We start from the raw sequence: 14,751 nt of genomic DNA on the forward strand, positions 1-14,751 counted from the left end.
CAGCCTTTTCTGAAGGCTGCTTTTTTTATAATTTACTTATCCATATCCCATTTAAAATATGGAGATAAATTTTTTAATGCATCTTCTAAATCTTTTTTCAAGTACAAAACCCTCATAACAATTAAATAAATTATTTCAATAAAATACACCACTATGGATATGAAGAAAAACAAGATGCACGTTCCATTAACCTCAATATTTTCACCTCTTAAAACAAAATAAAAAGACCAATGAATGATTAAAATTCATCGGCCCTGCAGTAGAAAGTTTATTGGTTTTCAGTTTACTATCTAATGTAAATTCCAAAAGTTTATCGGCATGTACTCTGTATTACAAAAGGTATAAACTCACTCAAAACCCCGTAATTCCAGCAGTCCTATCCCTTTCAACTCGCTTTATGTTCAAGGCGTAATTTATCCGCAACCATGGCGATAAATTCACTATTTGTCGGCTTCGCTTTTGACATACTGACAGTATATCCGAATAATGAAGAAATGGAATCAATGTTTCCTCGGCTCCATGCTACTTCAATGGCATGACGAATGGCGCGCTCAACGCGGCTTGCCGTTGTATTATATTTTTTTGCAATATCAGGATACAGTACTTTTGTAATCGACCCAAGCAGCTCAATATCCTTATATACCATTGAAATGGCTTCTCTCAAATACAAATAGCCTTTGATATGAGCAGGTACACCAATTTCGTGAATGATGCTCGTAATGCTTGCATCTAAATTTGCTGGTTTGCTGTCGCGATGTGAACGCATGGAAGAAGATGAACGTTGCATAAATGAAGATGTTTGTCCGCTAACTTGACGAATATGATTCACTAAGTTTTCCATATCAAACGGTTTTAGAATAAAATAAGCAGCTCCTAAATCCACCGCTTTTTTCGTTACGTCTTCTTGACCAAATGCTGTTAGCATAATGACATTTGGATAATTCTCTTTTTTCATTTCTTTTAACTGACCTAAAACTGCTAATCCATCTAGATGCGGCATAATAATGTCTAATACAAGAACATCCGGATTTTTATCTTTTAAAATGGATAAACACTCTTGTCCATTGTAAGCTACTCCGATTACTTCCATGTCTTCTTGCTCTGAAATATAATCTTCAAGTAAACCAATTAGTTCCCGATTATCATCAACCAAGCATACTTTAATTTTTTTCAATGCAGCTTCCTCCTCAGTCCTTTATGTTATACGTCGTTTCCTACGTGTCTCTATTCTTTATTCTAAAGGACAAATTCGACAATGCAACATTATTTCCTTTATTTTTTTAGAAAAAAGTCTTTTAAATGGAATTTATTCGATTTTCTCTTATTTTCTTTGTTTTTCGACGTTTTTCTCGTACATTTACGACAATAATTTTTATCAAAAAAAGCGAACTAATGACAACATTAGCTCGCTTTTTTTCGATTATTTTCATAAATATCAATTCCTGCTTCGTTAAGCATCCATTCAATATGGACACCATAACCCGAGGTAGGATCATTTACAAAAACATGGGTAACCGCTCCAACGACTTTACCGTTTTGAATAATCGGGCTCCCGCTCATTCCTTGAACAATTCCACCTGTTTTCTTTAGCAATTTAGGATCTGTAATTTTAATAACCATTCCTTTAGTAGCCGGAAACTTTTGAGGTATAGTACTCATAATTTCAATATCAAATTCTTCCACTTGATCATCATCTACTACCGTTAGAATTTTAGCTGGTCCTTCTTTTACTTGATGAGATAGGGCAATTGGCATTGCTTTATCCATTATTCCGTTTTCCATCGTTGAAGACAATTTTCCAAAAATACCAAAAGGACTATTTCGTGTAATATTTCCAATGATTTGTCTATCTTCAGAAAACCTTGCTAGCTTTTCACCGGGAACGCCGTTAGAACCTTTTTCAATTGATGTAACGGTCGAACGGACAATTTGTCCATCTTCTACTACGATTGGCTTTTTTGTATCCATATCCGAAATAACGTGGCCTAAAGCGCCGTATTTTTTAGATTTTGGATCATAAAAAGTCATTGTGCCAATTCCTGCAGCTGAATCACGGATGTATAAACCAATTCTGTACGCATAATCTTGCTTATCTTTTAACGGATACAGCTTAGTGTCAAACTGCTTTTTTTCTCTTAAAATATGCAGATTTAATGGTTCACCCGTTTTTCCTGCCTGCTGAATAAACGGTGTAATATCACTCATTTTTTCAATGGTTTTACCATTAATCTTCGTAATCATATCTCCAACTTGAATACCCGCAATTTCGCCAGGAGATCTTTTACCTTTTGCTGTATCTACCTGATGATAGCCTACAACAAGAACACCTTTTGAATTTAATTTCACACCGATTGATTGTCCACCTGGAATGACTTTAAAATCAGATAATACCTGCACGTCTACACGCTTTACAGGAATACCGGCCAAATGAAGCATCAACTCTTCTTTGCCTACCTGTTTGCCTGCTACAGTCAGCTTCGCCTTGTTACTTGTTACATCGTAAACAGGTGATGAAGCTTCTACGCTAAGCGGTAATGTCGTATTAATTTTTTCTTTTTGCTGTTCAAATAAGACGATTTGTTTTGGAATGTGTATATATTGTTGCACAACTGGAATAAACCCTACAAAGATGAACGAAACAAGGAGAATCGCACCAATTATATGTCTGTATCGATTTTGCATGTTTTCACTCTCCTCGCTTCCTCGCCTAAATGGCTACACATTTAATTTAGCCTTCTTAGAGCGCATTTATAACAGAAGTTCAGAGAAAAATGAAAAGAAGTGCAAGGAAACATTTTCAGTTCCTCCATTTTGTATAAAAAAACACCTTTAACACATACTGTTACGTGTTAAAAGGTGTTTTTTTAAATGGTGTGCTTCATCTTATCCGCTAAATCTAAAAGCTCTTTGGCATGTTCCTTCGTTAAGCTTGTAATTTCAGCTCCTGCAATCATTCGACCAATTTCTTTTACTTTTTCATCAAGAGTTAATGGAAGAACAGATGTCGTTGTACGATCACCTTTTATCTCTTTAGCAATAAAGAGATGAGTATCTGCCATCGCTGCTACCTGAGGCAGATGAGATATACAGAGAACTTGTGAATCAACAGAAATAGCATGTATTTTTTCACCGATCGATTGAGCTACTCTTCCACTTACGCCTGTATCAACTTCATCAAAGATAATGGACGTCACGCCTTGATGCTTAGAGAAGATGCTCTTTAACGCCAGCATAATTCTTGACAGTTCTCCTCCTGAGGCTACTTTTGCAAGAGGCTTTAAAGGTTCACCAGGATTGGTAGAAATATAAAATTCTACGTTGTCAATGCCGTCTTTGGTGAATTTTATTCTTTCTCCATTTAATTCAACGTCATTTTTACCTGCATTTACAACAGAGAATTTAATTTGAAATACGGTCTTAGCCATATACAGTTCTTGAAGCTCATGATGGATGCTGTCCGTTAACTCTTGAGCAAGTTTTTTTCGAATAGCTGAAACGTTATTAGCTTCTACTAATAAATCCTGTGCTACACTGTTTAACTGTTCTTTGATCTTGCTTACATGCGTATCTCGATTTTCAATACGATCAATTTCATCTTCAATTTGCGCTGCATATTCTAGAATTTCATCTACACTTTGACCATATTTACGCTTTAAGTGATTAATTTCATTTAAACGCGCTTCAATAAAGTCTAAGCGTTTGGGATCAAATTCTAATAAATCAAGCTGCTGACGAATTTTATAAGATGCGTCTTCTAGCTGATAGAAGCTCGATGAAATGATCTCAGAAATTTCGGCATAGTTTTTTTCCAGTGACGAAATATCCTCCGTATGATTCATCGCTACGCCTACCCAATCTAAACCTTGATGTTCACCGTGCAGCGCATTGTACGCATCGTTTAGCGACGTATAGATCTTTTCAAAGTTAGAAATCTTCAAACGCTCTTCATTTAGTTCCTCGTCTTCGTTCAGCTGCAAATTTGCCGCTTTGATTTCATCTAATTGAAATTGAATAAGATCGAGGCGATGTGCCATCTGCTGTTCATTTTCAGTTAATTGATCGAGCTGCTTTTTTAGCGATGTATACCTAGAAAATACCTCTCGATACTCCGTCAAAGCCTCTTCTACTTTTTCTCCTCCATATTGATCAAGAAGAGTTAAGTGACGATCTTGATTCATTAAATCTTGGTGCTCGTGCTGTCCATGTATATCAATTAACGTCTGTCCGACTTCACGTAGGATAGCTAACGTTACGAGCTTACCGTTGATGCGGCAAATACTTTTCCCATTTGTAGTGATATCTCGGCGAAGCACAATCATTCCATCTTCCACTTCCAAACCGACTTGTTTGGCTTTTTCGTGACTCGGATGCTGTTCTTCATCAAATAAGAAAAGTCCTTCAATTTCGGCTCTGTCTGTTCCGTGGCGTACAAACTCGGAAGAGCCTCTTCCACCTACTAACAATGAAATGGCATCAATAATAATCGATTTCCCCGCTCCTGTTTCGCCTGTTAATACCGTTAAGCCTTTTTCAAATGAAACAGAAAGTTCATCAATAATCGCAAAGTTTTTAATGGATAATTCAGCTAACAACCTGCTTCACTCACCTTTATAACATTTCTAAGAATCGGTCTGATATAATTTGCGTATCTTCAGGAGTACGGCAAATAATCAAACATGTATCGTCTCCACAAATTGTTCCTAATATTTCATCCCAGTCCAAATGATCAATTAATGCGCCAATCGCATTTGCATTTCCCGGTAATGTTTTCATCACCAACATATGCCCAGCTGAATCAATTTTTACAAATGCGTCCATAAGAGAGCGCTTTAACTTTTGTAAGGGATTAAAACGCTGATCTGCAGGCAAGCTGTATTTGTATCGACCGTCCATCAAAGGCACTTTGACTAAGTGCAGTTCTTTAATATCACGAGAAATTGTTGCCTGTGTTACATTAAAACCTTGGTTTTTTAAAATATCTACCAATTCATCCTGTGTTTCAATATCATTATTCGTGATAATATCACGAATTTTAATATGTCTTTGCCCTTTATTCATGTTGGCACCTCACATTAATATGTAATCTTCTTTTTGTTTTGTTGTTTATAAGTCTTTCACTAATTAAGTATCATAATGTGTTCAACTTGATTATGCACCTTTTGTATAAAGAGTCATAATCAAATCGCCAATGCTAAGTCTTTGCTTAACATTGGCCATTATTACTTTTTCTCTTTTAACGTCTTATGTGCTTCTTCGACTACTTCACGCACAGTAAGCGGAGCTTGATTTTTACCAAGTTCACGCTCGCCTTTCCAGCGCAGGTGGAGAAGAAATTCGATATTTCCATCTCCTCCCGTTATCGGTGAATACGACATGTTATATACATCGTATCCTTGACGAAGCGAGAAATCCACCATGCCTTGAAGAACTTCTTCATGCACTTTTGAATCACGCACGATTCCTTTTTTCCCAACTTGCTCTCTTCCAGCCTCAAACTGTGGCTTAACGAGCGCAACAACATCGCTGTGTGGAACAAGAAGTTTTTTTAACACAGGAAGAATGAGTCTTAAGGAAATAAATGATACATCAATAGAAGCGAATTCAGGCAAACCTCTTGATAAATCAGCTGGCGTCACATAACGGAAATTTGTTCGTTCCATTACTTCTACTCGTTCATCTTGACGAAGCTTCCAAGCTAGCTGATTATAGCCTACGTCTAGCGCATAGGACATCTTCGCTCCATTTTGAAGCGCACAATCAGTAAAGCCTCCAGTAGAAGAACCAATATCAATCATGATTTTATCCGCTACATGGACATTAAATTCTTTAATCGCTTTTTCAAGCTTAAAGCCGCCTCTGCTGACGTAAGGCATCACTGCACCTTTAATTGTCAGCGGCGTATCGCGTTCAATTTTCTCTCCCGGCTTATCCAAACGGACTTCATTCGCATAGACAAGTCCTGCCATCACTGTACGCTTTGCTTTTTCTCTTGTTTCAATCAAACCTCGTTCTACTAATAATACATCTACTCGTTCTTTTTTTGTCACTTAACTTCAAGCCTCTTTTGTGTTGGTGTTACGAGTTTTTTAACTCGATTTATAATCTCTTCTTTGGTTAAGCCAATTTCTTCTAAAAGTTTTGTTACGCTGCCGTGCTCGATAAAGCGATCTGGAATCCCCATACGTTCAACGCGCGTATCATAATAGCCGTGCTCTGATGCAAACTCTAACACCGCGCTTCCAAAACCGCCTTGAAGTACCGCTTCTTCTACCGTAATCACAGGCTTACTAGTTTGGAAAATCTCATGAAGCATTTTTTCATCCAGCGGTTTAATAAAACGAGCATTTACCACTTTGACGCTGATTCCTTGCTTCTCAAGTTCTGCTGCTGCATCCATCGCCATTGAAATCGTTGTACCAAACGTTAAAATGGTTGTATCTGAACCTTCTTTTAATACGTCCCATGTACCGATCGGAATGTTTTTCAGTTCTGAATCTAGTTCAACACCTAATCCGTTTCCTCTAGCATAGCGCATAGCAATCGGACCTTCTTCATAAGTCAAAGCAGTGTGAACCATGTGCTGGCCTTCATTCTCGTCTTTTGGCATCATAATAACAAGGTTAGGCAAATGACGTAAGAATGCAATATCAAACACGCCTTGATGCGTTTCACCATCAGCACCTACTAGCCCAGCGCGATCAATCCCAATAAATACATTTAGCTTCTGACGGCAAATATCATGGACCACTTGATCGTATGCACGCTGTAAAAACGTAGAATAAATAGCTAAAAAGGGCTTCATATTTTGAGTTGCAAGACCCGCTGCCATTGTTGTTGCATGCTGCTCTGCAATCCCAACATCAAACATGCGATGCGGAAACTCTTTTTGAAATGCTTCGAGTTTTGAACCCACAGGCATTGCTGGCGTTACAGCTACAATACGATCATCTTCCCTAGCCATCTTCAATACCGTATCACTTACTAGTTTACTCCAAGCAATCGGAACATTTTTGTCTTTAATAAAGTCACCGGACTCAATTTTGTAAGGGCCTGTACCATGCCATGCTCCGCTTTTATCGCTTTCCGCCGGCAAGTACCCTTTCCCTTTTTTCGTAATAACGTGAATCAGTACCGGACCTTTTGTTTTCTTTGCATATTGTAACGTTTCCAATAAATCATCATAGCTATGGCCATCAACCGGGCCTAAATACGTAAAGCCAAGGTCTTCAAAGAACATGCCTGACACGACCATATACTTTAGGCCATCTTTTACACGTTCTGCCGTTGCCGCAAGCTTACCGCCTACTGCAGGCACTTTTTTCAGCAAGACTTCAAGCTCATCTTTTACCCAGTTGTATTTGCCTGCCGTGCGCAAACGTCCTAGAATACTGTGTACAGCCCCCACGTTAGGAGCGATAGACATTTCATTGTCATTTAAAATAACGGTCATATCCGTTTGCTCGTGCCCGATGTGGTTAAGCGCTTCAAGAGCCATACCACCTGTTAAAGCTCCGTCACCAATGATAGGAACAATATGAGCTTTTGTTTTTTGCAAATCTCTTGCAGCAGCCATTCCCATTGCGGCTGAAAGAGATGTAGAACTATGTCCCGTTTCCCATACGTCATGCTCACTTTCGTCACGCTTTGGAAAACCGCATAATCCTTTATATTGACGGATTGTATCAAACTCTCCCGCTCGTCCTGTTAAAATTTTATGGACATACGACTGATGCCCGACGTCCCATAAAAATTTATCTTTTGGGCTGTCGAACACTTTATGGAGTGCAAGCGTTAACTCAACAACCCCCAAATTCGGCCCTATATGACCACCAGTTGCAGAAAGCTTTGTAATTAAAAAACGACGAATCTCTTCACTTAGTTCTTCTAATTGTGTTACTGACATTTTCTTTAAAAACTCAGGATTTTTTATCGTTGTAAGATCCAAGGTGGATCACTCACTTTCGTACTTGTTATAAAGTTACCTTAATACATTGTCTATTGTTTTATACGTATAGTCAATTTTTAGTATTTCCTTATTACTTACAATACCTTTGATATTCTATCAGTAAACCAGTGATATTCAAAGGAAAACAGTGAAAAAATAGCCGCTAACACAAATGTGATAACGGCCACCAAGATATTGTATATGTCTTTCAAACCTATGCACTACGCTTTTATACAGTAGTAAAATTATTATAGCATAGCCCCTATTGGGACTCAATCTTATTTTACTGTATCACTCAAAAAAACCTGACAGAAATCGTCATTAACTATCACGTTTTGCTATATATAAACAAATTTCTTCTAGTAATCCGTGCTTAATTTGAGCTTGACGTAACGAGAGAAGTGCTTGTTCAACATGATACTGTAACTTTTCTTTGGCCGCTTCCATACCTAACAAAGAAGGATATGTCGTTTTTTCATTTTCCGTATCACTGCCAATTGGCTTTCCTAATTTTTCTTCAGACCCTTCCACATCCAAGATATCATCTTGAATTTGAAACGCTAACCCTACATGCTTACTGAATTCTTCTAATAATTCTTGCTGTAGAGGCGTAGCTTTTGCAAGAATAGCTCCTGCTTTTACACAAAACCCTAGCAGCTTCCCCGTTTTGTGAAGGTGAATATATTCAAGCTCGTCTAGCGTGAGCTGCTTTTTTTCCCCTTCCATATCCGCAACCTGTCCGCTGATCATACCTTCTGTTCCGCTTGCTTTTACCAGTTCTGTAATGAGCTGAAGCTTCATATGTGATGTAATCTCAGGATGTGCCGCTTCAGAAATGAGCTGAAAGCTATTTGTTAAAAGAGCATCTCCAGCTAATATAGCCGTTGCTTCGCCGTACACCTTGTGATTCGTTGGTTTACCTCTCCTTAAGTCGTCATCATCCATGCTAGGTAAATCATCGTGAATGAGAGAATATGTATGAATCATTTCCACTGCACATGCTGTTTCTAATCCCATGCTCTCGTCTTTTCCAAACGCATGTAGCGTTGCAAACAACAGCACTGGGCGAAGTCGCTTTCCTCCTGCAGTAAGCGAGTAAAGCATGGATTCCTTTAAGTTAACCGGAGCATGTAATGCTTTTACCACTTCAGGCAAGCGTGTTTCTACTCGATCTTTTGTAAAAGAAATATACTCTTTTAAATTCATTTCATTCACCATCACTCTTCCTCCTGTACCGAGAATGGCTCAAGCGTTCCGTCTTCACGTAAAATAGTTTCCATTTGCTTTTCAATATGCTGAAGACGATCGTGACAGAATTTTGAAAGAGTCATTCCTTCTTGGAATTGTTGAATTGCTTCTTCTAAAGGCACGTCGCCTTCTTCTAGCTTGTTTACGATGGTTTCTAACTGCTCCATCGCCTCTTCAAACGTATACTCTTTATTTGTCGCCATTTTTCATCGCTCCTCTATTTTCGAAACTTCACACTGCAACTGTCCATCGGTCAAACGAACGTTTACCACATCGCCTTTGGATACTTGTTTGGTTGATTTAATTAACCCTTTTTCTTTATCGTATACTAAGCTGTAGCCTCTTTCCATTGTTTTTAATGGACTAAGCGTATGTAATTTTGACGTTGCCGTTGCAAATAAAAGCTGTTTTTGCTTTAGCAGCTGCTGCATCTCTTTGGTCAGCATTTTCGTCAGCTGCTGTTGACGCTCCGCCGCTTTCGTTAACTGATGCTCGGGGTGATTGCGCAACAAAGCGGCTGTTAGTTGCTCGTAGTTCGTCCGTTTATGTTCAATGTACCTTCTGCCTTCACGATAAAAACGCTCCATTAACTGATCTAACTGCTGCTCTTTTTGCTCGACCAACTTTTGAGGATAACGAAAAGCATATGATTTCTGGGATCGTTCAAGCCTGCGGCTACTAGACTGAAGCATTTCTTTCATCGAACGAAGAAGACGGATATTTCGCTGAGTCAATCTTTCTGTAATTTCACTGATATGAGGTACAGCCAATTCCGCAGCACCCGTTGGAGTAGGAGCGCGAAGATCTGCTACAAAATCTGCAATTGTAAAATCGGTTTCATGTCCAACCGCTGAAATAACAGGAATATTAGAAGTGAAAATTGCACGAGCAACGCTTTCTTCGTTAAAAGCCCAAAGCTCTTCAATTGACCCACCACCGCGGCCAACAATTAATACGTCTGCTTCTTTACGACGGTTTGCTTCTTCAATTGCCTTAATGATAGACGGTGCCGCATTCACTCCTTGAACAAGAGCGGGCATAACAATAATGTTCGCGTTATATCTGCGCTTTAATGTCGTAATAATATCACGTACGGCTGCTCCAGTTGGAGATGTAATAACACCTATTGTTGTTGGATACTTCGGCAGTTTTCGTTTCCTAGCAGGATCAAATAAACCTTCTTTTTCCAGCTTTTTTTTCAGCTGTTCGTAGGCCAAGTATAAGTTTCCAACGCCGTCAGGCTGCATTTCTTTTACGTACATTTGATAATTTCCGCTTGGTTCATAAACCGAAATTTCAGCTCGAATGAGTACATTCATTCCTTCTTCAGGCTGAAAATTAAGCTGCCGATTATGCCCAGCAAACATAACGGCTGCGATACGAGCATTTTGATCTTTCAAGGTGAAATACATATGTCCCCGACTATGACGTTTAAAGTTAGAAATTTCTCCTTTAATCCATACATCTTGCATGTGAGGGTCTACATCAAACTTGCGCTTAATGTAGCGTGTAAGAGCCGTAACGGTTAGATAACGCACTTCACTCATCATTTTGCCTCCTTTGCAGTCACCCTCTCCCCTTTATATAAAGGAGAGAAGCATTTTGGTCACTTGATTTGGCAAGATGAACCTTTATTTAGATAAAGTTGTTAACACTTTAGACAATACGCCATTGATAAACTTGCTTGATTGATCATCGCCAAACGTTTTCGCTAATTCAATCGCTTCATTTAACGTAACGCTCGTAGGAATTTCTTCTTCATACTTCATTTCGTATACGGCAATACGTAGGATAACGCGGTCTACAGTGGCTACACGATCTAACGTCCATTTTTCTAAATGATTGCGTAAAAGTTCATCAATTTCTTGCTGATGTTCAACCACACCTAGCACGAGACTTTCTAAAAATTGATCAGACTTTTCATTTTGTACAACATTTCCGATTGCCTCCATTGGCTCGGTCTGCCCTAAATCATGCTGAAATAGTGCTTGTAATGCTTTTTGGCGTGCTGTATGTCTTTTCATTATTTTTGCTCCTTTATTTATCTTCTTCAACTAGTATACCTAGATAATAGCATAGTTTATGAAACGATACTTCATTGTTCTTATACGAAGTTTGTAGAACACGAAAAAGACCGTCTTTATGACGAGACAGTCTTTTTCACTTTACCATAGCTTGTGTTGAAAAGGAACAAGTAATCATACGTTATTCCATTTTAGCAACAGCCGTTAGGTAAACGTTTGTTTTATTCAACTTCTTCAATATCAGTTTTTTGCGTATCAAACTGAATCCCTACGATATGAATGTTTACTTCATCGAGATCAATAGCTGTCATATTTTTAAGGGCTTGACGAATGTTATCTTGTACTTGTTGCGCTACGTTTGGAATAGACACCCCAAACTTCATCATACAAAATACGTCTACTTTTATCCCGTTTTCTGTTAAATCCACTTTTACACCTTTACCGTGGTTTTTCTTTCCTAGTTTCTCCACAACGCCAGCTGCAAAATTTCCTCTCATTGCAGAAACGCCTTCTACTTCAGAAGCAGCAATACCCGCAATGACTTCAATAACCTCAGGAGCAATTTCTACTTTGCCAAGAGAATTTGGGTGTTCTTCCATTTCTAATACATGATTTTCATTCATGTACAGCACCTCCTATAGTTTATATTATACTAAGAATTCATTACGTCATATAGCTCAAGAAACTTCGTGTTGAATTCACCACTAACAAATTTTTCATGATTTAATAGTTTTTGGTGAAAAGGAATAGTGGTCGCAACGCCGTCGATAACAAATTCATCTAACGCGCGCTTCATTCGTTCAATAGCTTCCTCACGAGTTGGCGCATGAACAATCAATTTAGCCACCATTGAATCATAGTAAGGCGGGATTGCATAGCCCGGGTATGCAGCAGAGTCTACACGCACTCCGTAGCCACCTGGCGGCAAGTACATTTGAATCGTACCTGGTGATGGCATAAAGTTTTTCTCTGGGTTTTCTGCGTTGATTCGGCACTCAATTGCCCATCCGTTAAATGTCACTTCTTCTTGCGTAAACGGTAAAGTTTCACCATTTGCCACTTTGATTTGTTCTTTAATTAAGTCAACTCCCGTCACCATCTCTGTAACAGGGTGTTCTACTTGGATACGCGTATTCATTTCCATGAAGTAAAATTTGTTTTCACGGTAATCATAAATGAATTCCACTGTTCCGGCTCCTGTGTAATTAACGGCTTGAGCGGCTTTAACAGCAGCATCGCCCATTAATTCACGCGTTTTTTCGTCTAATGCTGGAGAAGGCGTTTCTTCAATTAATTTTTGAAGACGGCGTTGAATCGAGCAATCACGCTCTCCTAAATGTACAGTATTCCCATGAGAATCAGCCAACACTTGGATCTCAACGTGACGGAAATCCTCAATGAACTTTTCAATGTACACACCAGGGTTACCGAAAGCTGTAGCAGCTTCTTGCTGTGTAATTGCAATACCTTTAATAAGCTCTTGTTCATTTTTCGCAACGCGGATTCCTTTTCCTCCGCCTCCTGCCGTTGCTTTAATAATAACAGGATAGCCAATATCATTAGCGATCGACATACCGTCTTCCACTGACTCTACAATTCCAGTTGAACCAGGAACAATTGGGACACCGGCTTCACGCATCGTTTCTCTCGCTACGTCTTTTGTCCCCATTTTGTTAATGGCTTCAGGACTTGGTCCTACAAATGTAACGTTACACTCTCTGCATAGCTCTGCAAAATCAGCGTTTTCAGCTAAAAAGCCGTATCCAGGGTGAATGGCGTCACAGCCCGTTAGCATCGCAACGCTCATAATGTTTGTAAAGTTTAAATAGCTGTCTTTAGATGACGTTGGTCCAATACAATACGCTTCGTCTGCTAATTGTACATGCAAAGAATCGCGATCAGCTTGAGAATGAACAGCTACTGATTCTACACCTAACTCTTTACACGCTCGAATAATTCGAACCGCAATTTCTCCTCGATTCGCAATTAATAGCTTTTTAATCATATTTACCGCTCCTTATTCAGGCTTTACTAAGAAAAGAGGTTGACCGTATTCTACAAGTTGTCCATTTTCAACTAATACGTCAACGATTTCACCTTTAACTTCTGCTTCGATTTCATTAAATAATTTCATTGCTTCTACGATACATACAACCGAATCTTTTTGTACTTTATCTCCAGGAGTTACGTATATATCTGATTCTGGCGATGATGACGCATAGAATGTCCCTACCATCGGAGATGTAATTTTATGTAAGCTTTCATCAACCGCTGGGGCCGCTTGTTCTTCTTTTGGTTGAGCAGACTGTGCTGCTGGGACTGGCGCTGGAGCCGCTGCTGCCTGCGGTGCAGGTGCTGCCGCTTGTTCAGGTGCCGAAACCACTACTTGCTGCGCTTGTTTGGAAACAATTGCGTCTTTTTTCTTCATCTTGATTTTGGAGCCTTCGTGCTCATAGGTGAACTCCTCGATTGATGATTGATCAACTAGTTTAATGATCTCACGGATCTCTTGAATTTTTAACATATTGAACACTCCTACCTCATGAAAATAGAATTCTCTACAATGTTAATAATACGACAGATGGCTACAGCCATTCAATTCGTTTGGCAAACATTAAAAAGAAGTTCCACTTACTCTATAATAACTTTTTAGCGTTATCGTTTTATAAATGGAAACATAGCTTTACAGATGACAACACTTATGAAAACATTTGTCACCTAGTACTAATATAAGATTATGAAACCTATTATAACCGAAGTAAAAAAAGAAAGCCATGTTAAAATTTTTACCGTATCGCTTAGATTTTAGTCATTTCATAAAAAAAGAAGTGTAAACAACCCCAATTTACGGCTGTTTCACACTTCTTTTATTCCCTTTATTTAGTTGGCTGAAACTCTACCGCTACTTCTTTTGGACCCATTTCTTTTTTGACTAGCTGAATGATTTGATTTGCTTTTGTTTTTGAGTGTTTTTCTGTCTTAACCGTAATTTGTACTTGCTTTCCGTCTGCTCTTACTAGCGCGTCACTGTATCCTTTTGCTTTAATTAATGTTTCCAGCGTGGCTTCTTTTTCCCCGAGCTTTGATAATTCATCAATTTTATCCATCGCCTTGCTTACTTCCGCAGGCGTCACATTTTTTGATGCAGCTACTTCTTGATACTCTTCTTTTAATTGACTTCTTTCATCATTTAATTCCAAACGAAGCGCCGTAAATAGCTCATCGCTATCTGTGCTTGATACAACTGCTGATTCTTTTGCATTTTTAGCCGTTTCCTTCTTTACATCTTCTGCTGAGCCTTCAGTTTTTGAATCTTCTTTTGTTCCTGATTTCTCATCTGCTTGTTGTTTTGTATCTTCTGCAGGAGCCTTGTCATCAGCTTGCTTTTCGCTTTGTTTTTCATTGTCTACTAGCGCAACATTACTCTGAGGATTTTCTGGCGTTGTCATATAATATACCGATAACACAACAACTAAACTTAACATTGTTAATAACCAAACCGTTTGCTTTTTTAATAACATATTCATTTCCCCC

At 38.8% G+C, this 14,751-nt stretch carries 14 protein-coding genes; all 14 read right to left on the reverse strand.

Features of this window, described 5'->3' with window-relative positions; translation table 11 throughout:
- Positions 1 to 385: 385 nt before the first annotated feature.
- Entirely contained in the window at positions 386 to 1,174 is a 789-nt protein-coding gene (gene spo0A, locus LAV82_RS03955; RefSeq protein WP_013059133.1) for a sporulation transcription factor Spo0A, read from the reverse strand.
- 227 nt (positions 1,175 to 1,401) lie between these two features.
- A complete protein-coding gene (gene spoIVB, locus LAV82_RS03960; protein WP_211077307.1) occupies positions 1,402 to 2,682 on the reverse strand; it encodes a SpoIVB peptidase in 1,281 nt (426 codons plus the stop codon).
- 182 nt (positions 2,683 to 2,864) lie between these two features.
- Complete coding sequence (gene recN, locus LAV82_RS03965) at positions 2,865 to 4,592, reverse strand: DNA repair protein RecN (RefSeq protein ID WP_013059135.1); 1,728 nt, start codon at positions 4,590 to 4,592, stop codon at positions 2,865 to 2,867.
- Positions 4,593 to 4,608: 16 nt separating this feature from the next.
- A complete protein-coding gene (gene ahrC, locus LAV82_RS03970) occupies positions 4,609 to 5,058 on the reverse strand; it encodes a transcriptional regulator AhrC/ArgR (RefSeq protein WP_013059136.1) in 450 nt (149 codons plus the stop codon).
- A 161-nt stretch (positions 5,059 to 5,219) separates the two neighbouring features.
- Positions 5,220 to 6,047 carry a TlyA family RNA methyltransferase gene (locus LAV82_RS03975; protein ID WP_057274014.1) on the reverse strand — a complete coding sequence of 276 codons (828 nt, stop codon included), beginning with the start codon at positions 6,045 to 6,047 and terminating at the stop codon, positions 5,220 to 5,222.
- The gene (dxs, locus tag LAV82_RS03980) at positions 6,044 to 7,945 is read right to left on the reverse strand and encodes a 1-deoxy-D-xylulose-5-phosphate synthase (RefSeq protein WP_013059138.1); all 1,902 of its coding nucleotides are present in this window, start codon (positions 7,943 to 7,945) and stop codon (positions 6,044 to 6,046) included. Before dxs ends, LAV82_RS03975 begins: the two co-directional genes overlap by 4 nt.
- Before the next feature lie 321 nt (positions 7,946 to 8,266).
- Complete coding sequence (locus LAV82_RS03985; RefSeq protein WP_013059139.1) at positions 8,267 to 9,163, reverse strand: polyprenyl synthetase family protein; 897 nt, start codon at positions 9,161 to 9,163, stop codon at positions 8,267 to 8,269.
- Entirely contained in the window at positions 9,163 to 9,396 is a 234-nt protein-coding gene (locus LAV82_RS03990) for an exodeoxyribonuclease VII small subunit (RefSeq protein WP_013059140.1), read from the reverse strand. Before LAV82_RS03990 ends, LAV82_RS03985 begins: the two co-directional genes overlap by 1 nt.
- 3 nt (positions 9,397 to 9,399) lie before the next feature.
- Positions 9,400 to 10,740: an exodeoxyribonuclease VII large subunit gene (gene xseA, locus LAV82_RS03995; protein ID WP_211077304.1), complete on the reverse strand. Its 1,341-nt coding sequence runs from the start codon at positions 10,738 to 10,740 to the stop codon at positions 9,400 to 9,402.
- A gap of 84 nt (positions 10,741 to 10,824) precedes the next feature.
- Entirely contained in the window at positions 10,825 to 11,217 is a 393-nt protein-coding gene (nusB, locus tag LAV82_RS04000; RefSeq protein WP_013059142.1) for a transcription antitermination factor NusB, read from the reverse strand.
- 221 nt (positions 11,218 to 11,438) lie between these two features.
- Positions 11,439 to 11,840, reverse strand: coding sequence for an Asp23/Gls24 family envelope stress response protein (locus LAV82_RS04005; protein WP_013059143.1), 402 nt, complete (start codon positions 11,838 to 11,840; stop codon positions 11,439 to 11,441).
- A gap of 29 nt (positions 11,841 to 11,869) precedes the next feature.
- The gene (gene accC, locus LAV82_RS04010) at positions 11,870 to 13,222 is read right to left on the reverse strand and encodes an acetyl-CoA carboxylase biotin carboxylase subunit (RefSeq protein ID WP_013059144.1); all 1,353 of its coding nucleotides are present in this window, start codon (positions 13,220 to 13,222) and stop codon (positions 11,870 to 11,872) included.
- A 12-nt stretch (positions 13,223 to 13,234) separates the two neighbouring features.
- Complete coding sequence (gene accB, locus LAV82_RS04015; protein WP_211077302.1) at positions 13,235 to 13,741, reverse strand: acetyl-CoA carboxylase biotin carboxyl carrier protein; 507 nt, start codon at positions 13,739 to 13,741, stop codon at positions 13,235 to 13,237.
- Positions 13,742 to 14,093: 352 nt separating this feature from the next.
- Positions 14,094 to 14,744, reverse strand: a complete 651-nt coding sequence (locus tag LAV82_RS04020; protein ID WP_223268967.1) for a SpoIIIAH-like family protein — start codon at positions 14,742 to 14,744, stop codon at positions 14,094 to 14,096.
- Positions 14,745 to 14,751: the final 7 nt, after the last annotated feature.

The organism is Bacillus sp. ILBB4 (genome assembly GCF_035064545.1).
GTDB lineage: Bacteria > Bacillota > Bacilli > Bacillales > Bacillaceae_H > Priestia.